The sequence below is a fragment of the Litchfieldia alkalitelluris genome (assembly GCF_002153425.1).
Taxonomy (GTDB): domain Bacteria; phylum Bacillota; class Bacilli; order Bacillales; family Salisediminibacteriaceae; genus Evansella; species Evansella alkalicola.
The window spans coordinates 4,717,964-4,741,297 of record NZ_KZ119600.1; the positions used below are offsets into that span (position 1 = coordinate 4,717,964).

Genomic DNA, 23,334 nt, shown 5'->3' on the forward strand with positions numbered 1-23,334 from the left:
TGCTCTTATCGACAGATTTCTGATTTCAAACTTCAAATCTGTCGGTATTCTCTGCTCTTATCGACAGATTTCTGATTTCAAACTTCAAATCTGTCGGTATTCTTTGCTCTTATCGACAGATTTCTGATTTCAAACTTCAAATCTGTCGGTATTCATACCTCTTATCGACAGTTTTGCATTTTCAAACTTCAAATCTGACGGTATCCTCTCCTCTTATCGACAGTTTTTCGTTTTCAAACTTCAAATCTGTCGGTATTCTCTGCTCTTATCGACAGATTTCTGATTTCAAACTTCAAATCTGTCGGTATTCATACCTCTTATCGACAGTTTTGCATTTTCAAACTTCAAATCTGCCGGTATTCATACCTCTGATTTACACATTTATACAATAAAGTAAAAGGGTTCCTCATTTTATTATGAGGAACCCAAAATACCAAACTTCCAACTTTCCAACTCACTAACCCACCAACCAACCGCCTATTCCCCCCCACTCCACTGCAGCCAGCAAAAAGCCAATCAAAAAACTATTTCATCATTATTGAATTTAGCAGCAACATCTTCTAATGTTATACTGCCGTCTTTAATTTTTTCTCCACCCAACAACAATTGCTCCACGCTCAAGACTGCGCCTTTACGCTTAGTTAGGTTACTTACACGTGTCAATTGCTTTTTGGTGTCACCCTTAAAATAGCCACTTACGAATAAAAACTTAAAGTCCGAAATAGAACTAGGATAAACCTTCCACCATTCGTTAGGGTTTATGATAGCATCACGCTTATTGTTTTCATCTACATATCGTTGCATCTCATCTGCCTGGGAGATTGGTAAACTATAACCGTCTTTGTAAGCCTTCGTATCTAATATTATTCCATGATCTGCTCCTAAACCTTTCGTATAGAGAGCACCATCTGGTTTACGACTCCCCCCAAGGTGCTTTCCATGATAGCCATACACTTCTTTAAAAAACTCGACTACCTTAAATTCCAGCAAACGATTTTGCTTGGAATCCTGTGCAATCTCTATTAACTCAATATATTCATGTGGCACATGTTTTAGCTTATGACGTAATTCGGCTTTCTTTTTCTCCATCTCACCTTTAACTAATCGTTCAGTCACGCCAAATTCAGGGATTTCAAATGGATGAATAGTATCTTGGAGTTGAAAACCTTTCTTCGTCAAACTAATAAAAATACCAGAATTAATGAATCCTTTAACATCGTTCTCAATTGTTTCTTCCAACTCTTCAAAACCTAGTTCCTTTAATTTGCTTTGCATTTGAGCAGCTGTTATTGCTGAAGAACTTTTCATTAACAATGATAGTGTGTATGCACGCCTTGTCCTTACGTAGACTCTATCATTAATGTTGGTAGCTAACATTTCCCAGTGTACACGCTTTGGTACTCGTACATGTTTACTTTTACCTTTTGCTCTCCTTAATACATCAAGACCTTCTTTTGTAATTTTAAACGCATGAGAGATATGCTCTTTTCTTGCAGAGCCTCCCACAGTTGAAACATCAAAGCTTTTGCGAGCTTGTGAAACGAGCCCCATCTTAGCTAGCCAGCCGGCAATCATTCGCGCATATTTATCTGCAGAACCTTCCCAGTCAGCACGAATTGAGTTTTTAGCTGAAGGTGGTGATGAAGGTGCATTGGCTAATGCATCTAAAAACAAGTTCTGTGGTAATGAAGTGAAACCACTTTCTCCACTAAAACCTAATTGCTTACCTAAATCAAATTTAGTTAAATGCTCGCCGTTTTCAAGCAATGTCAAAATTCGGATTGCAGGTGGATATGATGACAACGCATCAACAAGAATCCTTTTTTCAGTCTCTGAATCATCCTCAGACTGAGAATATTCCAAACCTATATCTGTAAGAGTGAATGAATCTGATGCCGAATCATATTCAAGAAAACCTAATGCATGTGCCCAGCGAACAAAACCATCTGAAGACCAGTTATCAATATACCCTTTTTTATTCCCTTGGTCTTGAATTGCTGCTTGAATAATAGCATCACAAGGTGCGTTAGCTCGGACAGATGTACCAGTACCAACTAACTCTTTATAGGAGTATTTCAATTCTGATCGGTTCATAGCACTAGATAAAGTATGAAGTACTTCTTTGTTTTTCACTAGATTAGGAATTTTTATATCCTTAACCTCTTTATATACGTTTGCGTTTTTATCGAAAACTTGGACGGTACGTTTTAAATTCTCAAATTTTCCAGGATTCTGTATCCAACCAAATGTACGAATCACTCGTCTTGCCGCCATATAAATCACCTCTTCTTTATCAGGCTACCCTGAGTATAGATTTTGTTGTTTACTCCAACAAATAGAACTAATAAAGTAATTTCATGCCCTATGGTGCCGATTAAATAAGCATGGAAGGACCTGTTATTTTTTAAATATTAACACATCATGTTTGAAAAAATCCGACTGACTTAGGTCAATCGGAATAGTTCGTAATAAGGACTTCTTCACTTTCTCCTCGAGTCGTATTATGACTAGAGTTAGCATAATCATAATTTAGATAGTTGATATGGTATTTTTTCGCCCATTCCAATAAAATGTGGTTTGTTTGTCCCTTGTGTTTCAGCACATTTGATAAGGCAAACCGGACTCCATTACCGTTTAAATCATCTAGTATTTGTAAAAGCTTGTACTCTTGGTCTTCATTCCAATCTTTAAAACCTCGATTGCCATCGTTATATGAGCCCGTTGTAATTAAGTAAGGGGGGTCACAATATACGAAGTCACCTTTACTTAAATGATTATAATGAAATAAATCAAACTCTTCTGTTGAGAATTCAATGTTTTTACTATGAAGTGCTTCAATAAACCTTACTAATTTTAACTCGAGAGCTGGGGAAAACTGACTACGATTCCGCCCAAATGGGTTGTTATATTCTTGATTATTATTAAATCTAAATTGGTAATTAAATGAGTAGCAAATTAAAGTATATAAGTCTAAAGGGTGCTTCGTTTGATTATAGTAATCTCGAAACTTCTTAAATCCTTCTTCATTTTCTTTTGAGAGATTGTACTCCTGTATCCTTTTGTGGATATGCTCTAAAACCTCATCAACGCGAAGACTTGCCATTTCTTTCAGGACACCAATTACAAAAGTATTAATATCATTTGCGATAATGCTATTTGCTTTTACATTAATGCCAACATTTAGGCCGCCTGCAAATAGGTCAACGAAAGTGTTTATATCCTCAGGAAATAAAGGGATTATTTGCTTTAAAAGCTTGTACTTCCCTCCAATATAATTTAGAGGACTTTTAATATATTCCTGTGCAGGGTATTTAGCTACCCTAACTGGAGGTCTCGGCAATGTTGCAACATTAGTAGTTGCTGAACCCGCGTCCACTTTAATTCCATTCATGCTAAATAGATCTAACTCTGTGTAGGATAATTCCGTCTGCTCAGAATGAATTTCCTCATTAGTATTGGCAGCACCTTCATTTTGATAAGCAGTTTCAAAAGCTCTATTACTTCTTACTAAAGGAATATCTTTCTGAATATAGAAAAGTAATTCATTAAGGTTTGATTCCTCTTGTTTATGTTTACTCTTGTACTTTCGATATGGTATTTTGGCTAATTTATAGGTATCAGCTACACCGTGTTTCTTTAGTACTTGTTCGATGTCATCAACTGACATAAGGCCTTCCGTACTATAACTTACAATGATATGGCGAAATTTAGCTTTTTCAATAAGATCACTAAATACACCTAAGACGTCTCTTTTTGAGCAGTATGCTGACTTGGCGTGTTCGTATGGTCGCAACCCTGTTTTTCCATAAATCTCTGGGTAATCATACCGCGCTATCGTTTCAAGTAAATGGTAATTAGAGATATATTGTCTGCTATTATATGGCGTATCAATATAAAGGACATCACCACGTACTCGCTCTATCACATCATTTGCATCTTCATTAAAACTTTTATTTGTGTAATAATTATCAGTCACTTCTAGTCGCTGTAGCTTTAGGTTACTTAAGGCTCTTTTATCCCAGTGCTTCAAGTAAGCTCCATAAGTCCCAGAAATGTTCGAGATAAATGGTATTGCTTCAATAAGTGTTGCTAAAATGTAAGCAAACTCTTTCTCATTGATTAAATTACTTTCTTTCCAACTATTAATTTGCTGACGAATGAAATCAATTCTACTAGCGTTTTCTACAGAAAAATACATTCGTTCACAACCATTATATGGTGAATAATGATGTGTAATAAAATAATCTGGTTTAATCGTAATCTCTGCTGTTTCTAAATATTCTAGTGGGTCTGATATCCCATTCTGCTTTAGTTTTGAAAACTTAGGGATTTGGTTATTTTCAATACGGGCTTTTTGTAGAATATAAGAGAAATATAAACTATCATTAGAATATATACAGTAGTCTTTTTTAAAATATTCCGCTACAGTACCTGTTCCAGAAAACATGTCCATAAATACAGTAGGTGAATCCGTAATGTTTTCACTAATAAAGCTTTCTATGTTTGATAATAAATTTACCTTACTACCTATAAATCTCATTTTTTCACATCCTATAACATCCTTATTACATTTTGCTTTATCACAATATAAAATGCAAGGATTTTCTATAAAGTTTTATAGTAGGAATAATTTGTAGGATATCGTTTCTTAAATTAAAGGGGGGTATCAGTTGCGAATACAGCAAGTATATCAATTAACTGAGGATTTAATAGAAGAAGCTAGACAGTACGCGGAATTATCTAAGGAGTTTACTTCGAACCGCCATGATTTTCATGAAGGCGGGTTAATTAATAAAAAGAAGAAAATGTACGAAGGTAAACTAGGAGAAAAGATATTTAAAATGTTTTTGTTGGAAAACAAAATAAACTTTGAAGAGGATAAAAGTAGTCATGAAGAAGCTGATTATTATGATTTCCTCTTACCTAATGGCTATAAAATTGATGTAAAAACACGTACTAAAGATTTTCATATACGTACATTAGAGTTAGTAGAACAATTTCAACAAAAACCTAAGGAAATATATGTATCAGTAAGACTATTTGATAATTTGAGTACCGGCAGTATTATTGGCTGGGTCTCAAACAATGATATTCTTAGGATAAACAGGATAGAGAACCATGGTTATTTAGATAACTATACTATTTATGATAGAGAGCTTAGAGATATGAAGCAACTTTGGGACTTATGTCTAGTAAACTATAAAAGCAATTGACTTTTAAAAAGGTATGCTGCTCCCCCAGCACGATGAAATTTCACCGTGCTGGGGATTAGGAACTTTAAATCTAAGTTTGGAGTCACAAGAATGGCTAATGGAAACTGTGATGAGACTGTCAGTCGTCTCCTTTACTCATTAAGGATTGACATCTAAAATTAACTATCATAATATGAATATATGTTCATATATTAGCTTTTGGAGGGGATATAGTGAAATACGATATCGTTGTCATCGGAGCTGGCCAAGCTGGACTATCAATGGGATATTATTTAAAGCAAACCGATTTCTCATTTTTAATTATTGATAAAAATGATGAAATAGGTGAAGTATGGTCAAATAGATATGATTCTCTAAAACTATTTACACCGAATGCTTATAATAACTTACCAGGTTTAGATATTGGAAATAACTTAGACGCGTATCCTACAAAAGATGATATAGCATATTATTTAAAAAGATATGTTCAGCATTTCTCATTACCTGTTCAATTGAGTACTGAAGTTTTATCTGTATGTCCGAATGAAATTGGCTTTAAAATAGTTACGGACCAGGGTGAATTAGAGGCAAAGAATATTGTTGTAGCTACAGGTCCATTTCAAAGTCCCTTTATACCTGATTTTGCTAATGAGTTGTCAAAAGATGTTTTACAACTACACTCATCACAATATAAAAATTCTAACCAGCTAATAGACGGTCCAGTTTTAGTAGTGGGCGGTGGAAATTCTGGTGCGCAAATTGCTGTGGAATTAGCTGAAGAACGAGAAGTTTATTTATCAGTTGGTCAAAAGATTAGATACTTACCTCAAAATCTTTTTAGTAAAAGTATTTTTTCATGGTTTGATAAATTAGGTATTTTATCTGTTGATGCCGAATCGAAATTAGGTCAATTTATTAAAAAAAAGCCTGATCCAATTTTTGGATATGAATTAAAGTCTCTAATCAAGAATGGGAAAGTGATGGTTAGACCAAGAACGAGGTCAGCAAATAACACAAACATTGAGTTTGAAGATGGAAATCATTTGAAAGTGACTAACATTATATGGTCAACAGGCTTTCATGCCGACTATTCTTGGTTAAAAATTGATGATCTCTTTCATGAGAAAGGAATTCCAAAGCACCAAAGGGGGATTACTGACATAAGAGGACTTTACTTCTTAGGATTGCCTTGGCAGTATAGAAGAGGTTCCGCATTATTACAAGGTGTTGGTTATGATGCGAAATATATATTTCAACATTTAATAAAGCATTATTAAATATTTCAATGATAAATAACAGTATCGCATGTTATAGAAGATTACTATTTAACCTTTTACAAACATATATCAATTCTTTACTATCATTTGATACTGGCGTTGTAAATAAATTTAATGTTTATCAAATAAAAATTTACCATATATACTGGTTTTATATGTTGCGCAGTATAGTTAAATATGAAAAGACGATCACTTTGATTGTAATCGCCTTAAATGGTTATTGATCTGCAGTATGTTTGTAGCACATTTTAAATGAATTACTTTTCTTCATGCACTTTATTCGTAGCTCAATCAGAAATATTGAACTTATTTTTCTACAAAAAACATAGAAATAGCGCCTAAACCCACATGGGTCCCAACCGATACTCCCATTTGCATAATATATATGTCTCCTGAAAATTCAGTTTCTAATTGAATTCTCGCTTTTAGGTTTTCGGCAACTTTAATATCTGATGTATATCCTATAATAATAAAGTCTGTCATCTCTTTGTTGTTTCTCTTCATAAACTCCTGTGTATAATGCTTTAGAACTCTTTTCAATCCCCGCTCCTTGCCAACTATGGCTCCTTTCCCATCCTTCATAGACATAATTGGCTTCAGCATGAGGATCTTACCAATAAAGGCACTTGCATTAGTAAGCCTGCCGCTCTTTATTAGATGGTCTAAATCATCTACAGATAGGAAATGTTTGATTTTTTTCTTATACTTTTCATTAAAAGCGACTATTTCATCAAACGTTGCTCCCTGTTCCCTCATCATCGCACTTTTTAAAACTAGCCAACCACTTCCATGGCTCATACACTTTGAATCAACTACATGTATCTTAACGTTTGATTCTGGACTTTCCTCATAAAAATAATCCTTAGCTAGTATTGCTGAATGATATGAACCGCTCGTACCACTAGACATACAAATACATAAAATTTCCTTAATACCATCTTCAACAGCCTCATTGATTATTTTCAAATACTCGGCTGGGCTTGGCATACCTGTGGTCGGAAACTCAGCCAGTGCTTCCATCATTCCATAGAAATCATCTGGTTGGATATCGATCCTGTCTTTATATGTTTTACCGTCTATATTTATGGTTAGAGGTGCTAAGCTGATATCGTACTTTTCCAGCACTTCATCAGACAAATCACATGTTGAATCAGCCATAATTTTTATCATGTATAAACCTCCAAGAATATATTGATTTATTTAATGATCACTTCTATTCGAGATAAATCTCCTTGTGGATGTTTATGAGGCAAAAAATTAAGTATAGGAATGAAAAGTATATTTCCAATGTCTTAACTATATTCTTATATATAAAGGGGTAATGAGCTTAACTATAAAATCAATTACTGTTTGTTTTATTGTTGTCATAAACTAAATTATTAATCGATTTTTCTAACTAGCTCTTGTATCTTCTTGTAAAGGTGATGATGTTCGCTAAAAAAAGACCTACAGTCCAATTGACTGAAGGTCTTTCACTAATGATCGAAGTTGCAGCGGATTTCTTCCCTGACATTATTTCCCCACTATTTCTGCCAATAGTTGGTGGGAATGGAGGCGTGCTTTGTGATCATAGACCATTGTACTCACCATGATCTCATCTGCCTTCGTCTCATCTAAAAAGGACTGTAACTTTTTCTTTACATTGGTTGGATTTCCAATGATCGTAGAGCCTAGTTGTTTATCTAAAACTGCCTTTTCATAAGGACTCATCATCTCATCCAAATCCTTTACTGGTGGTTGTAACTGTGTTGGTGTGTTTCTCATCATGTTTAGAAAGCTTTGTTTGATCGAAGATGCTAGGAATTCTGCTTCCTCATCTGTATCTGCCACAATAACATTTACTGCTACCATGGCGTAAGGCTCTTTATACTCCTCCGACGGCTGAAAGTTCTCGTAATACAATGCCAGAGCTGGTAATGTGTTTTCAGGAGAAAAATGACTGGCAAAAGCAAACGGCCTCCCAAGTTGTGCCGATAATCGGGCACTAAAACCACTAGAACCTAATAACCAAATAGGGACATTTGCTCCTTCCCCAGGGATGGCTCGTACTGCTGCAGAACCTTCAAAATAGGCTTGCAACTGTTCTAATTGTTCTGGGAAATCATCACCATTGGTATAGTTTGCCCCACGAAGGGCATGGGCTGTACGTTGATCAGTTCCAGGTGCTCGCCCTAATCCTAAATCAATTCGACCTGGGAACATAGCTTCGAGTGTTCCAAATTGCTCGGCGATAATGAGTGGAGAATGGTTAGGAAGCATAATTCCCCCGGATCCTACACGAATAGTAGAAGTATGTGCTGCTATATGGCCAATCACTACGGATGTTGCTGAGCTAGCTATACCAGGCATATTATGATGCTCCGCTAACCAGTACCGCTTAAAGCCCAGTTTTTCTGTTAACTGAGCTAACTCTATTGAATGCTGGAACGATTGACTAGGCGTCCCCCCTTGTATGATTGATGCAAGGTCAAGGATGGAAAAGGATATTTCGTTAATTAATTTTTTCGGTCTAGTTATTAGCATGGAATATCCACTTCTTTCTTTTTTATATACTAGTTGGAGGTGGACTCAATGTGCTTGATTAGTATCTTTTTATGCACTCTCCTCCATACAAAAGGTTAATACATATTAGTTCGTTATTATCATAACAGGATGAATTGATGATTTAAAATGAGGTGACTTACGTTCGTAAATGATTCCTGCCCCCCCCTGTGCAATAATACTTTATTGTACTGGGGGCAGACGCTTTAATCAGTGGCTAGAAACACCTTAAATACAAAGCGCAAAGGACTCCCTCATTAAATGACGGGAGTCCTTTAATTCCATTATTAAAATAAACTTACAAGAAAAAGAGATACAATAAACACACCTAAAAACACAACCGAATAAACCTTATTAACGATTGTTTGCTCTTTTTCCATAGTGGATTTATACTCCAACCACCCATCTATCAACTCCATAACAAGCAAAACAAAAAACGGTATTAGAAAAATGAATGGCGATAAATACCCTCCAGAGATAACAAAATATAATATGCAAGTGATGATAAAAATCAGTATTTTAATTACTAACCCCAAGTCTTCATTTTCTCTAAAAAAACGAATGTTCTGAAATTGAATTCTTTCTTTTTCATATTCCTTATCATACCTCGCTTGATAATGAAGCCTAGCTAAGTATGCCATAGCAATCGAAATAATAAGCAATACTGGCATAGCCTGGTGAGATAACATGATATCCTCCTTACAGTTTTTCCACATCAAATATCACATTCAAGTGGATTTTTCTCGCTTATTAATACCAGTTGGGGAATGCATCGTAAGTTTTTTTTCAAAAAATCATTTATTCCTTTATCCTTAGCCTTTTCCAGTTACCCCAACACTTCTTTCTAAACATGATCTGCCTTAATTTTAACACACATTTTTTAACAATATTAAATAACGATTCCGCACCACTATACTTACTTAGTGGCACTTTAATCCTCCTCTTTTATCTCCATTCCCGAGAAACAGCTCGCGCATGACAAAGTGCCTGACCCCCGGTACTGTAAAGTATTACAGCACTGGGGGTCAGGCACTTTAATCCATAATTTCACCATAAAAAAGTGCTAAGAAATATCTCTCAGCTACTTACATTATCTATATAACCTTAACAAAAACTTTCTATTTGGTCTTCCGTAATCCCTTTTATTAATCTCAGTTCACTAATCAAAAATTGTTGTGCGTCATCAAACAATTTTTTCTCACTTGAATTAAGTGCTTTCTCATTCTGCATACGCTTTAGGTCACGTACCACTTCCGCACCTTCTTGCATTTTGCCCGTTTTAATTTTGTCCGAGTTCACCTTATACCTTTGTTTCCATGGAAGTAATTTATCTGTCTCGCATTGATGGAAAATGTGTATGATGTTTTTTAATGCAACAATGTCAGTAACTTGGCGTATATTTGAACTCAATATCTTACCTTTAGGAATCATAACTTGCATATTACTGTTCAGCATTTTAATTACAAAATACTGTTGCTTTTTCCTTAAAATTTCCTTTTCTTCTATGTCTATAATAGTACCTGCCCCGTGCATTGGATAAACAATGTTATCGCCAATTTGAAACAAAGAACCCACCTCCATATGTGGTAACCTTATTAAGCATAACATAGGTACAGTTTTTTATCAAATTTTTAATAATATCACAAAAATACATGGGTAGTCAACTACTTTTTTTACACAGAATTCTATTAAAACTAATAAAAACCTCCCTGCATTTGGGGTTTGAGGATGGTTAATGTAACCAAACTTAACATAACTAAGTATGAGTGTTCCGTATTTTTGTATTTTTTCTTAAGAAAAATAAATATAAGTTTAAGAACTTTCATTCACAAAGGCACCTTGAATGAGGACTCATGTTGCACAGTATAAAGTAAACTAAATAATAAATAAAGCGCTTATCTATGTTACAAGATAGCTCCAGTACCGCGGGTCAGGCACTTTATTTATTCCGAGAAACAGCTCGCGAGCAATTTGATTCCATTTTCAATTTCTTCAATTGATAAACCACCAAAACCCAACATGATATAGGAATTAGCCTCAGGGGGTGGTTGAAGCCAAAACTGTGATGGGGAATAAACGTTGACTCCTCTCTTGAGACTCTTTTCAATAAGCTCTATGGCTGTTATACCTTTTAGTTTTAATAAAATGTGTAGGCCAGACTTTTCCCCTACGATTGTTACATGAGTGCCCATATAGCGTTCAATACTCATTAGCAAAGTCTGGTGATTTCTTTGGTACACCTTTCGCATTCTTCTAATATGCTTTTCGAATTCTCCCGATTGCATAAACAAAGCGATGGCCCGCTGAATAATTGGAGAGACAGATTGGTTATAAGGAACGAACTTTCGTGAATAGTGATCCATTAAAGACGGTGGAAGTACAATATAACTTAGCCGAACGGACGGAAGGAATGATTTAGAAAATGTACCTAAATAAATCACCTTTTCCCCTTCATCTAGAGATTTGAGTGAAGGAATGGGCTGACCCTGGTAGCGAAACTCCCCGTCATAATCATCCTCGATAATATATCCTCCCGTTTGATATGCCCAATTTAACATTTGCATTCTTTTTGAAATAGAAAGAACCATGCCAAGTGGAAATTGGTGAGAGGGCGTGACAAATAGGGCAGATGCCTCACTCTTTTGAAGATGTTCCATTGACAAGCCGTCCTTTTCAAGCGGTATCGGCTCAATGTAGCATCCCTGATCTTTAAGAACCGATCGCACACCGGTATATCCTGGATCCTCCATTGCTAAGGTCTTTCCCCTGAGATCTAAAAGTTGGCAGATTAGTCCAGTGGAGGCTTGGGTTCCAGCAGTAATTATGATTTGCTCTGGTGCAGATCTCACACCTCTCGATTGCAGTAAATAGTTTGAAATCTCCTGTCTTAGTGCCTGTTCACCCATTTTACCCCCATACTGAAATAACCAGTTACCCTCTTGATCAACTGCCTCTGTCAGACATTTCTTCCACTGTTTTATAGGGAATTTCTCAATATTAACATTCCCATACTCGAAATCAACCAGAGACTTACTCGCGGTTTACATTCCAATCTTGTAGAATGCTCCTTCGCGATCGGATGCAATAAAGGTTTCTCAATTTCAGCTACCCACATGCCACTTCTAGGTACACTATCGAGATAGCCTTCTGATTGTAACTGCTGATAGGCTGCCTCAACCGTGTTCCGGCTGACCTTTAAATGAAGCGTTAGCTGTCGAATAGATGGCATCTTCATTCCTGGTGAAAGCCTACTTTCCTCTATTTCCTTCTTAATCCAATTGTACAACTGACTGTACAATGGTTCTTTTGATTCCTTTTGTAAAAATGGCGTCAATTCCACACTCAACCCTCCTCTGTCCCCATTAAACTTTTTAATTCTGTCACTTTTCATATGTACAGTTATTAATTAAAATCATTTTATCATTAAAAAAGGAGTGGGGATTGGAAAATGAATAAAATGCGCCAAAGCAAATTAGAATGTACGGATGATAATCGAATTGAGCAGTTTTTAAGCACGGCAAAGATAGGGTATCTTGGATTAACAGATGGGGAGGTTCCTTATGTCGTTCCTTTGAATTTTGTCATGCTGAATGGGGCGGTATATTTTCATGGAGCTGCACAAGGAAGAAAGGTAAATTTGATTGGCTCCAATCCCAACTGTTGTTTTACAGTATCTGAAGAATATGGAACGATGGTAAGTCCTATACCAGCGAAGGTAGATACTGCTTATTTTAGTGTGATGCTATTTGGAGTACTTGAAGCGGTAACGGATTTAAATGAAGCAACAGCTGCCATGCAAGCTTTAATCGATAAGCATGTGCCAGGCTACTATCATAACAGCCTATCACAAGCTCATGTTGAGAAATACCGCTCCTCATTAGGGAGTCACACACTGGTTTATAGACTAGTCCCCACCTTACGAACAGCAAAAGAGAATCCATTGAATCCCCAATTGGCCTTTTACTCAGGGAGGAAAGTGGATATAGATTTATAAGAATCTTTTTGGTTATATCCGAGGAAAGAAAAAAGGGGCTAATGTTAAACAAAACATTAGCTCCTTTACGTAAAAAAATATTATTTTACTTATGATAAGGTTCTCCCCGATTAATCCTAAACGCGCGGTATACCTGTTCCACTAGTATCAACCTTATTAGTTGGTGTGGGAATGTCATATCTGAAAAGGACAGGTGCTGGTTGGCCCGCTTCAGGACTTCATCACTCAAGCCTACTGATCCCCCGATAATAAATGCAACTTTACTTTTTCCATAAGTGGCTAATTGATCTAGTTCCTTTGCTAGTCTCTCGGAACTCCATTTTTTACCGTCAATAGCTAGGGCAATGACGTGTGTATCCGTTCCAATTTTGCTTAGTATTCTTTCCCCTTCTTTTTCCTTAACAATATGTATGTCTGCTTCACTCATATTTTCTGGTGCTTTTTCATCTGCAACCTCAACTATTTGTATATTGGCATAGGATGATAAGCGCTTCCTATATTCATCAATTCCTTGTTTTAAATATTTCTCCTTCAGTTTTCCGACGGTAATAATTGAAATATTCACAGGTTTTCCCCCTCCTAACACATTTATCCACATAAGTTATCCACATATCAACAGATTTACAGGGAGTTATCCACTGTTTTAATAATATATTTTGCTTTATTTTCACAGAATGAGCATTTTGTTATAACATCTGCTGAGTTTTCTTGAACAACATCCATTTCAGGCGGCATACCTGACTCATCAACCGTTTCATCAAGGGCTATATCTACATGTTCATGACAGCTGTAATACATATCTGTTGTCCTCCTAATTATCGAAAATCTATTATCTTTATTTATTCCACAATCATTATTCCATTATCATTACGAACATTTTTTATATCATCCACAAGTTATCCACAGGAAATTGTTGCGCACCTCCCATAACTTTATCATGAACCTCTACAATCAAAAAACAGGAGTGCTATTCTTTAGCACTCCTGCCCTTTTATTCTCTTAGAATATTTGCATATCTAAAGTAAGTTCCACAACATCCTTTTCTCCGTTTCGATAGAAAACTACTTCTACTGTATCACCAATACTCATGTGATTATATAAAACTCGGCGTAAGTCATGTGTATCCTTGATATCACGTCCATCCATTTCTACGATAATATCTCCTTCTTGAAGACCAGCTTTATGTGCTGGAGATTCTGGCTCCACTCCTTCAAGATAAACCCCACCTGTTACTTCCTCAGGTAAGCCTAACGTATCTTGCCAGTGGTAGCTTGGAATCTCATTTAATGAACGGATCATAACACCCATTTGTGGACGTCGTACTTCACCATACTGCTCAATATCTTCGATTACTGGCATTGTTATAGCTGCAGGGATCGCAAAGCCAATCCCTTCCACTGAATGCTCGGCGATTTTCATAGAGTTAATACCAATAACCTCGCCTTTTATATTTAATAATGCGCCACCACTATTTCCAGGGTTGATTGCTGCATCAGTTTGTAATACTTCTGCATTCCAATCTGGTTGACCATTTCTCGTTAAGTCTACAGGAATACTTCTTTCCACAGCACTGATGATTCCCAAAGTAACAGAACCTTCAAAAGATAATGGGTTACCTATAGCTATGGCTGGTTCTCCTGGCCTTAATGACTCAGAATCTCCAAACTCTGCAACGACAGAAACATGTTCTGAATCGATTGTTAAAACGGCTAAGTCTGTTAAAACATCTTCGCCAATAAGCTCTGCTGGGACACGGGAACCATTACTTAATGTAACATCGATTTGATTCGCTTGATCAATCACGTGTTGATTCGTTACTACAAAGGCACGATCACCTTCAATTTTATAAATGACACCGGAGCCCACACCTTCACCACCGCCACTAGATCCAAATAGACCACTGCCAGTTCGGCGCTCATTGACAACGCCAACAACTGCTTCGGATACTCTATCAACTGCTTCGATTATCTCGGAAGTCATATTTAAATTTACCGTATTGGTTGTGGCAGTAACAGCTTCACTTTCAACCTCTCCATCTCCAATGATGGTTTCCGCTTCTTGTGAACCTTTTGGCACTACTTCGTAGGGAAGCACACCTTGGTTTGCTAATATAGGAATAGTAAAGACAACAAGTAGTGCACCCATCATAGCACTTACAAATGAATACAAAACTGATCGTTTACTTGATTTTCTTTGCTCTTGTCTAGATGTTTGATAATGACCATCATAATAACCCATTGTGAAACCCTCCTCTTTCATTTTCCTTTCTTTATTTGAGAAAAGTTATGTGTGAATGTGGAACTCCGTCAACTATATTTTATAAAACTATGAATGTTTTCGTCTATTAGTTCCCAATATTTTTGATAATTTTCCACACATACACACATGAATAAGGATTCCCTAAAAAATGGGGAATTAAACAAGCATTAATCAGGGGTTACACCCCAACTAATGCCGTTGGTATTAATGGATCTGTATCAAATAGTTTGACCTGTTTTCCAATTTCATATCCTTTTTCTTCTAATGTTTGGTGAACGGTCATTCTCGCTAAGTCCTTCATATTATTATCTAAACTTAAATGGGCGAGATAAATGTTAGCAGGACTATCTGTTAGTATATCAGCCAAGGCTAAGCCTGCATCAACATTGGAAACGTGACCTTCGTCCCCAAGAATCCTCCGCTTCACGCTCCACGGGTATTTACCCATCCGAAGCATATCCATGTCGTGATTCGATTCAAATATGAATGTGTTGGCCTCCTTAGTAACTCCCTTGATTCTCTCACTGACATAGCCCGTATCTGTAATAACAGCAAGCTTTCTGTCACCATGTGCAAAAGTGAAAAACATTGGTTCTGCAGCATCATGGGAAACACCAAATGATTCCACTTCCATATTACCAAAGGATTTTGTTTTCCCTGTTTCAAAATGAAATCTCTGTTCAATAGGAATTGTACCAAGTGAGCTTTGCATAGCCTTCCACGTTTTTTCATTTGCATAGATTGGTAGATTATAACGCCTTGCTAATATCCCTACGCCTTTAATATGATCACTATGCTCATGAGTGACTAGAATTCCATTTAAGTCTTTAGGGTTAATGTTTATTTTTTCAAAACATTGCTCTATTTTTTTCCCACTTAAGCCAGCATCAATTAATAGGCGCTGATTATCTGATTCAACATATATGGCATTACCAGTACTTCCGCTGGCTAAAACACTAAACCTTAAGCTCATTCTTGATTCACTCCAATTTATTGATTCATGGGGTGTATTTCCCCTTCAATTGCACTAACATAATAAAACGACTCATTGACCTTAACTCTCCACATTGGCGTAAATACTCGGAACTCCAAATCATATGAAGCTTGAAGAGGGTTATAGTAGCCTAATTGTGCTTGGTCAAGCGTCGTATTAGCAGGAATATGATTCGCCTCAAATAAAATCTCAACCACTTTCATAGGTGACAAAAATTCCTGCTCTCTTCCCTGTGTATTAATATCCATATATTCCTGACTGTAGCTTTCGATTTCTAGATCTATGTTCAAATATAGCTTCAAGTGATAAGGACCATCAACAAAATTATCAATAGGTCTCCCTTCAAAGGTTTGATGTAACCCAACCTCATAAGTCTCCTCATCAAATTTAGTAAATTGATATTCATCTCCATACAGAACATGTTGTTGTACAAAAGTTTCTACTGCAGCCGGTATACTAGCATCAACTAATCTATATGGAGAATCTAAAGTTGAGTAGATTGTTTTTCCATCATTTAGTACATCAATCTCTTGGTTGTCAAATTGCTCAACTAAGTTTTCCTCATTAAAGACACGGATTGAACCAGTAATTGGTGACCCAAGCTTTGTTTCCTCCGTGCTCCTTATTTCCACTGTTATTTCATTTTCATCTAAATCTTCCTGAAGTGTTACATGCCTTAATAAATTCACATTCCTTTCACTACGTTTTTCTGATAACTGATATCCGAGAAAAAGGTTTAACAATAAAAAAGTAATTATAAAAATTGATTTTGTTTTACTCCAGTCCAATTATACCACCCTCACTAACGCGGGCAATCCGCTTCCAACTTCCTCTGTCTTTTACAAACCATGCAGGTTCAAATGTAATCACAGATGGACTCTTATTCATGTAAAACCCGATCCTAATATCTTCAATAGCCTCTAGAGCAATGGTATCACTCTCGTCAATTAACTCCATAATCCGATCATATGAGAAGAGGGTAAAATTTAATGGTATTGGCTCATTTTCCCGTTCCACAAGTTGGTTTAAAGGTCTGATATACTCTGTAATTTGATTACCTGTTCGAGTTAGAGATACCGTAAAATATTGTTCCCTGTTAATATTTGAAGCTAACACTGGGACTCCTTTAACACTCATTCGGAACTGAACATGATCATTTTGATCATACATATATAAGTGGTTCCAACTATCAAGCTGGTACTCTCCAGTCCACCCTGCATGGCTATTAATGAAGTCTATACTATCTGTCACCACATGACCTTCAGGTGTTGTTAATGGCCTGTCGTTTGTAGGGTGGTTGTATTTTAAGATATTTTTATTTTCCTCAACACTCATAAATCGACTTCCATCGATATAAATTTCATCATTTCCCTGGAAATAGTGTTTTACAAATTCTGGATCTCCAAACAGTACTTGTTTAAAACTTTCTGGATCAATTGAACTCTCAGATAGATAGGTATATCCAACCATACTAAATAACTCGTTTGGAAAATAACGCACATTTCTGAATGCAGATTCCCTGACTTGTCCTAAATCGACAGCTTTCACTGTTGTTAGCATGTTTTCTTCATGGTAATTATATAAGGACTTTAACTGCTCTTTTGATAAATTCGTATTTGCCTGATACATACGCTCCTCTTCTAAAGAGATAAATCGAATGATAACATCTGAAGATACTGAGTTTTCATTAATATAGAGAATGATTCGGTCTACTGTTTCTAATGGTAGTTCATAATCATTCATATCAATTAATCTATCTAGCCATCCACTATCTAACTTTTGTGAAAAAACTAGTTCAATCCCTTGATATTTATTCTCTGGAGAAGGCGGTCTAGTATAGGTGGAAATCAACTGATCTATTTCTATCTCTCTAATAGCTTCCATAAGGGTTTCATAAGCTTTTTCCATAGGAGAGAGCCACAACTTTTCCTCATCTTCATGTATTACTACTTTACTTGGTATTAAAAAACTACTTAATGGCCTTTCTTCTCCGATTTGGGCACTCTCTATGAAGTTCTCTGATGATTCCAGAATTCTATACTCTGGTTGATATGTCCATATCAAGTAAGTTAAATATATACTTGTTAGCACCAACACCCATAGTGTGACGGTTTTAATTAACTCAAATATCCTCATCTTCTTTCACCGCCTCATCATAAGGTAGACTAAACGATATAGTTGTACCTTTACCCCAATCACTGCTGACCCAAATTGAACCACCATGGGCAAGAACAATTTCTTTTGCAATAGCTAAACCAAGGCCTGTACCACCTAGATTTCTTGATCTAGCTTTATCTACTCGGTAAAAGCGATCAAAAACATGTTGAATGTTCTCTTTCGGTATACCTACCCCTTCATCTTTAATACTTATGACTACCCTGTCTTTCTCTTCTTTTAATACACAATTGATGGTTCCACCCTCTGGAGAATATTTCACTGCATTAGATAAAATATTGTCCAACAGCTGCGTTAATTTATCCCTATCCCCGTTTATGATGAAATCTTTATTATTAGGGAGCTTATGCTTAATTTGAATGTCTTCATTCTTTGTTGACATTTGAAAACGTTCCACAATTTGTTCTACAAAAAGGTTGAGATTAATTGGGACGGCATTCATCTGGTAATCCTTACTATCCATCTTAGATAACTGTAACAAATCGTTTACAAGTCTAATCATTCGTTCCGTTTCATTTTGGGTAACCTTTATAAAACGTGGTGCAATTTCAGAATCTTCTAGAGCACCATCGGCTAGAGCTTCTAAATAGCTTTTCATCGAAGTAAGTGGTGTGCGTAGTTCGTGCGATACGTTAGCCACAAACTCTCGTCTTTCCTCTTCGATTCTTTCTTGCTCCGTAACATCATGTAGTACAGCTATCAATCCGTTTTCTTTCCCATCATCTTTTGTGATTACGGAGAAATGCGCTTCCAAAATCATCTCATGTTCTGCATTATCAAAGTCTAACAGTATTGGATCTGTAAATTTATAAAGATCCATTAAGCTTAAGAATTTATCTAAGTTTAAAACTTTCGTCAATTCTATTTGCAAAACGTCTTCCTGAGTTGTTGTTAGCATTTCTTCTGCACGTTTATTCATTAACATAATTTTACCTTGTTTATCCGTTGCAATAACCCCGTCTGTCATATGCATGAGGACAGAAGAAAGCTTTCTCTTTTCTTCCTCCGTTGTTGCATTAGCCAGTTGTAGTTTATTTGTTAAATCATTAAATGCCATAGCCAATTGGCCAATTTCATCATTTCCATACACTTTTACACTTCTGGAAAAATCACCTTTACCCATAGCATTCGCTTGTTTTTTCATATCTACAATTGGTCGCGTAATCGTTCTTGCTAACAAAATTCCTAGAAACGCTGTAATTACAAGTGCAATAACCGTTCCTGTCATAAAAATATTATTAATCTGCTGAATCTGGTCGTAGATCTGCTCTAATGATGCTTCAATATAAACAGCACCAATAATATTGTCATCTGATTGAACAGGTACTACTGCCATTAAAATGATCTTACCCGTATCAGGATCCAAAACTATTTCAGAATCATCTAGACCAAATAACGCTCTCTTTACGAGGTAATTGGTTGTACGCTTCCCGATATTTTGTCTTTGAGTTGGATTTGAGACACTAATTACCGTATTATGGCTATCTATGACCTGGACACTAGTATCCGTATCTTCAATACTATAGAGATCAGATAAAAGGGAGTTAACTCTCATTGATAGAGATCTCTCTGTCTCTTCTTCGTCCCTAGTCATTTCTTGCTCCACATTAAATGATAAGAGCTTTGCGTGCTCAATAACAGTTTCCCGGTAATTTTCTACTAACTCTTCCTCTAATTTATCAGTAAAGTAAAAACCTATAACTTGAAGTGCAATAAGAATAAGTAGTACGTAAACAATAACAATTTTTACATGAATAGATTTATGGAAACGAATTTTATCCATACTACTTCTCCTGGTCAGCATTCCTTAAATAGTATCCGACACCTCTACGTGTAATAATCCATGTTGGATGACTTGGATTGTCCTCCACCTTTTCTCGAAGCCTTCTCACGGTTACATCGACGGTTCTTACATCGCCAAAATAATCATAACCCCAGACGGCCTGTAACAAATGCTCTCTTGTCATGACTTGTCCAATATGTTTTGCCAAATAGTAAATTAACTCAAACTCCCTATGCGTCAATTCTATCGGTTCATCTCGCTTTGTTACTAGATAAGCATCAGGTTGTATTAGTAATGGACCAACTTCCAAGTTCTTTTTTTCACTTTCAGGCTCTTTAGCCTTTTGATTACGTCGGAGATTCGCCTTTACCCTAGCAATAATTTCCCTCGTACTAAATGGCTTGGTAACATAATCATCAGCACCTAATTCTAATCCAAGAACCTTGTCTATTTCTGAGTCCTTTGCAGTGAGCATGATAATAGGCATATCATATGTTTTCCTAACCTCTCTGCAAACTTCCATCCCATCCAAATAAGGGAGCATAATATCTAATAAAATTAAGTCGGGTTCGTACTTCTTTACCTTTTCAACTGCGTCTCTTCCATCATGGGCACATACGACATCATAGCCCTCTTTCTCGAGTCCAAACTTCAAAATATCTGCGATTGGCTGTTCATCATCTACGACGAGTATTCGTTGTTTATCCATCGTTCTCACCAGCTCCTGTAGTCAATAACGACTATATTTATCTTCTTTAAACTTACTCTATATTTTATCACATTTCTCAGATTATTTTTTTAAGAGATAACCCCTAAGCCAATTTGCTTAGGGGTTAAGTTTTTCACTGTTAAACTTTGCTGTTGAATATCGATATTTACCATGCTAATTAATTAACCACATCATGAGGCATGATAATATATTATTATCCGTAGTTTGTTCAACAAAACCTATTTTCAAGATAACCTAGTTTAAATAGTTCATTGGATTTTTTAATTGGCCATTTTGTCTTACTTCAAAGTGCAGGTGTATTCCAGTTGAATTTCCTGTTGAACCCATTCGCCCGATGACTTGACCCTTTCCAACTGTTTGGCCAACACTTACATCAATACTTGAAAGGTGTGCATAGAGCGTCTCCATACCATTATTATGGTTAATTCTAACGGTATTACCATAACCATTTTCATAACGCGCAGATGAAACTGTACCATTATCAGCAGCTAAAATATTATAATTAGATGGACGTGCAATATCAATCCCATTATGCATACGTCCCCAGCGCGGTCCGTAATGACTGGAAATGTATCCTCCTACAGCAGGCCAAGCCAAATTACCAGTACCTCTAGACGGAGAGGTTTTCGTACCCCTTATGACAACTTTATTTGTTGGTTCTTTCATGATTTCCTCTGCAACTGTTTCACGATCCACAGTGCGACCATTTTCATAAGTTGTTGTGTAATGAACGAGCTTCTTTCCATCTTTTCCTTCCTGCGTTACTTTCGTTGTACCTTGCCAAACATCATCATCATCTTTTGTCTCTGTCTCATATGCAATTGTTTCTTCTTGCTTTATCTCTTTTTCTACAATGACGGATACCATTGGTTTAAGTACAGTCACATTAAGCTCATCACCAATTTGTAGCAAAGTACCTTCCGTTATTCCTGGATTAAGTAGTTGGATCTCTTCCATTGATAAATCATGTTCACTAGCAATCGTACTAAGGACATCTCCAGCCTCAACTGTATACGATTCTTCTTCAAGTGTCCCTTGTTGTATTACCTTAATTATTTCCTTTAATGAATAAACATCATCTAATTTCGCGGCGGATTCTTCCCAACTAATTTCCTCTGAAAAGCTTATATTTACTATTCTTTCACTATTTTTAGTTAGCTCTATTTCTTCTCCAGCATAATATTGCTCCAACTCTTCAACAGATACATACTCTAGTTTCAAAGTATCTACCAATGTATCAATATCTTCATTAGCATTTACGTGCCCTACACTCTTATCACCTACCACAACTTCGTAAGTTAGTGCTGATAAAACTGCTGAATCTTTTAAATGTTTCACTGTTTCTTCATTAAATGCCGTATTGCTAAAAACTACTTCAGGTACAATTTCAATATCTTCTTTAAAAGAAAGTTGAAACTCATTATATTGATCTTTGTATTTTTCAATTTGATTTTCCTTCAATTCCTCAATCAATTCAGGATTATCGACGACACCCATTTTTTCATCACCGTAAAAAACATGATATATGGTCTCGATTGAAAAGGAACTATCATTTTCACCGTTGCTATTAGCATGAACTGACTGTAAATTTATAACAAACAAAGTAAAGTATACTATCATTAAAATTATTAGCAACTTACTTTTCAAACCTTTGGATAGGATCTCCATACTATTCCTCCAATAAAAACTCATTTCTACTAAATTTCTCTACCGTTCTACTAAACCAAGAGTTATTCTATCATATATTAGTAGAAATAGGCGGAAAAGGAGGTATCCGTAAAAAATTTGTATTATTAGTGTTACATTATGTTAATTAAATGTACATTTTTTGTACAAAAACAAAAAAACTCATCTACTTTTTTGAAAAGTAAATAAGTTAATATACTGTAGTGGTGCTGGCCAGAGGACTTGAACCCCCAACCTACTGATTACAAGTCAGTTGCTCTACCAATTGAGCTAGGCCAGCATTAAGTGGTGGCTCGGGACGGAATCGAACCGCCGACACATGGATTTTCAGTCCATTGCTCTACCGACTGAGCTACCGAGCCTAATAATTGTTTACATAAAAAAATGGCGGTCCCGACGGGAATCGAACCCGCGATCTCCTGCGTGACAGGCAGGCATGTTAACCGCTACACCACGGGACCTTGTCCAAAAATAAAAAAATATGAATATACTTTTTATTAATTTTTACTGCTTATACAAAAGGTAAAAAAAAAAGAAAATATTTTGGTTGCGGGGGGCGGATTTGAACCACCGACCTTCGGGTTATGAGCCCGACGAGCTACCAGACTGCTCCACCCCGCGACGTTATAAAGTTTACGGATGATGTATTGCTTTGTAGTATTGACTGTCCCTTCCTCTACTAGCTATCCTCTGTAGAGTATCC

Annotated in this window: 20 protein-coding genes and 4 tRNA genes; 3 read left to right on the forward strand and 21 right to left on the reverse strand. The window is 36.3% G+C overall.

Annotated elements, in window-relative coordinates:
• Window positions 1–516 precede the first annotated feature (516 nt).
• Window positions 517–2,274, reverse strand: coding sequence for a restriction endonuclease FokI recognition domain-containing protein (locus BW724_RS22260; protein WP_088077300.1), 1,758 nt, complete (start codon window positions 2,272–2,274; stop codon window positions 517–519).
• A 175-nt stretch (window positions 2,275–2,449) separates the two neighbouring features.
• Window positions 2,450–4,540 (reverse strand): Dam family site-specific DNA-(adenine-N6)-methyltransferase, encoded by a 2,091-nt coding sequence (locus tag BW724_RS24015; protein ID WP_205160380.1) that lies wholly within the window; start codon window positions 4,538–4,540, stop codon window positions 2,450–2,452.
• A gap of 130 nt (window positions 4,541–4,670) precedes the next feature.
• Here BW724_RS24015 and BW724_RS22275 point away from each other — a divergent pair, with 130 nt between their 5' ends.
• Window positions 4,671–5,213 (forward strand): hypothetical protein, encoded by a 543-nt coding sequence (locus BW724_RS22275; protein WP_088077302.1) that lies wholly within the window; start codon window positions 4,671–4,673, stop codon window positions 5,211–5,213.
• A gap of 212 nt (window positions 5,214–5,425) precedes the next feature.
• Window positions 5,426–6,469, forward strand: coding sequence for a flavin-containing monooxygenase (locus BW724_RS22280; protein WP_088077304.1), 1,044 nt, complete (start codon window positions 5,426–5,428; stop codon window positions 6,467–6,469).
• A 306-nt stretch (window positions 6,470–6,775) separates the two neighbouring features.
• Here the strand turns inward: BW724_RS22280 and BW724_RS22285 are convergent, their stop codons facing one another.
• From BW724_RS22285 to BW724_RS24200, 6 genes are all read right to left on the reverse strand, one after another.
• Window positions 6,776–7,639, reverse strand: coding sequence for a DegV family protein (locus BW724_RS22285; protein ID WP_088077306.1), 864 nt, complete (start codon window positions 7,637–7,639; stop codon window positions 6,776–6,778).
• A gap of 342 nt (window positions 7,640–7,981) precedes the next feature.
• On the reverse strand, window positions 7,982–8,992 hold the full coding sequence (locus BW724_RS22290; protein ID WP_088077308.1) for an LLM class flavin-dependent oxidoreductase: 1,011 nt from the start codon (window positions 8,990–8,992) through the stop codon (window positions 7,982–7,984).
• A 305-nt stretch (window positions 8,993–9,297) separates the two neighbouring features.
• Window positions 9,298–9,699, reverse strand: coding sequence for a hypothetical protein (locus tag BW724_RS22295; RefSeq protein WP_088077309.1), 402 nt, complete (start codon window positions 9,697–9,699; stop codon window positions 9,298–9,300).
• A 415-nt stretch (window positions 9,700–10,114) separates the two neighbouring features.
• The gene (locus BW724_RS22300) at window positions 10,115–10,591 is read right to left on the reverse strand and encodes a CarD family transcriptional regulator (RefSeq protein WP_088077311.1); all 477 of its coding nucleotides are present in this window, start codon (window positions 10,589–10,591) and stop codon (window positions 10,115–10,117) included.
• A gap of 362 nt (window positions 10,592–10,953) precedes the next feature.
• Window positions 10,954–12,036 (reverse strand): MocR-like pyridoxine biosynthesis transcription factor PdxR, encoded by a 1,083-nt coding sequence (locus tag BW724_RS22305; protein WP_328588743.1) that lies wholly within the window; start codon window positions 12,034–12,036, stop codon window positions 10,954–10,956.
• Complete coding sequence (locus tag BW724_RS24200) at window positions 11,988–12,350, reverse strand: GntR family transcriptional regulator (protein ID WP_235849050.1); 363 nt, start codon at window positions 12,348–12,350, stop codon at window positions 11,988–11,990. Before BW724_RS24200 ends, BW724_RS22305 begins: the two co-directional genes overlap by 49 nt.
• 108 nt (window positions 12,351–12,458) lie before the next feature.
• Here BW724_RS24200 and BW724_RS22310 point away from each other — a divergent pair, with 108 nt between their 5' ends.
• Window positions 12,459–13,004 carry a pyridoxamine 5'-phosphate oxidase family protein gene (locus tag BW724_RS22310; protein WP_088077313.1) on the forward strand — a complete coding sequence of 182 codons (546 nt, stop codon included), beginning with the start codon at window positions 12,459–12,461 and terminating at the stop codon, window positions 13,002–13,004.
• An 85-nt stretch (window positions 13,005–13,089) separates the two neighbouring features.
• Here the strand turns inward: BW724_RS22310 and rlmH are convergent, their stop codons facing one another.
• From rlmH to BW724_RS22375, 13 genes are all read right to left on the reverse strand, one after another.
• On the reverse strand, window positions 13,090–13,569 hold the full coding sequence (gene rlmH / locus BW724_RS22315) for a 23S rRNA (pseudouridine(1915)-N(3))-methyltransferase RlmH (RefSeq protein WP_088077316.1): 480 nt from the start codon (window positions 13,567–13,569) through the stop codon (window positions 13,090–13,092).
• Between the two features lie 56 nt (window positions 13,570–13,625).
• On the reverse strand, window positions 13,626–13,802 hold the full coding sequence (locus BW724_RS22320) for a CxxH/CxxC protein (RefSeq protein ID WP_088077318.1): 177 nt from the start codon (window positions 13,800–13,802) through the stop codon (window positions 13,626–13,628).
• Between the two features lie 201 nt (window positions 13,803–14,003).
• The gene (locus BW724_RS22325; RefSeq protein WP_088077320.1) at window positions 14,004–15,242 is read right to left on the reverse strand and encodes a S1C family serine protease; all 1,239 of its coding nucleotides are present in this window, start codon (window positions 15,240–15,242) and stop codon (window positions 14,004–14,006) included.
• 199 nt (window positions 15,243–15,441) lie between these two features.
• Window positions 15,442–16,236, reverse strand: a complete 795-nt coding sequence (locus tag BW724_RS22330) for an MBL fold metallo-hydrolase (RefSeq protein WP_088077322.1) — start codon at window positions 16,234–16,236, stop codon at window positions 15,442–15,444.
• Between the two features lie 17 nt (window positions 16,237–16,253).
• A complete protein-coding gene (locus BW724_RS22335) occupies window positions 16,254–17,045 on the reverse strand; it encodes a two-component system regulatory protein YycI (RefSeq protein WP_088077324.1) in 792 nt (263 codons plus the stop codon).
• Entirely contained in the window at window positions 17,032–18,393 is a 1,362-nt protein-coding gene (locus BW724_RS22340) for a YycH family regulatory protein (protein ID WP_088077326.1), read from the reverse strand. The genes BW724_RS22335 and BW724_RS22340 overlap by 14 nt, the downstream gene beginning before the upstream one ends.
• Complete coding sequence (gene walK, locus BW724_RS22345; protein WP_088077328.1) at window positions 18,380–20,215, reverse strand: cell wall metabolism sensor histidine kinase WalK; 1,836 nt, start codon at window positions 20,213–20,215, stop codon at window positions 18,380–18,382. Before walK ends, BW724_RS22340 begins: the two co-directional genes overlap by 14 nt.
• Window position 20,216: 1 nt before the next feature.
• On the reverse strand, window positions 20,217–20,924 hold the full coding sequence (yycF, locus tag BW724_RS22350; RefSeq protein WP_088077330.1) for a response regulator YycF: 708 nt from the start codon (window positions 20,922–20,924) through the stop codon (window positions 20,217–20,219).
• A 255-nt stretch (window positions 20,925–21,179) separates the two neighbouring features.
• Window positions 21,180–22,613: a peptidoglycan DD-metalloendopeptidase family protein gene (locus BW724_RS22355; protein ID WP_176371535.1), complete on the reverse strand. Its 1,434-nt coding sequence runs from the start codon at window positions 22,611–22,613 to the stop codon at window positions 21,180–21,182.
• Window positions 22,614–22,835: 222 nt separating this feature from the next.
• Window positions 22,836–22,911, reverse strand: a tRNA-Thr gene (locus BW724_RS22360).
• Window positions 22,912–22,917: 6 nt separating this feature from the next.
• A tRNA-Phe gene (locus BW724_RS22365) sits at window positions 22,918–22,993 on the reverse strand.
• A 23-nt stretch (window positions 22,994–23,016) separates the two neighbouring features.
• Window positions 23,017–23,092, reverse strand: a tRNA-Asp gene (locus BW724_RS22370).
• A gap of 83 nt (window positions 23,093–23,175) precedes the next feature.
• Window positions 23,176–23,252: transfer RNA gene (locus BW724_RS22375), tRNA-Met, on the reverse strand.
• Window positions 23,253–23,334 lie beyond the last annotated feature (82 nt).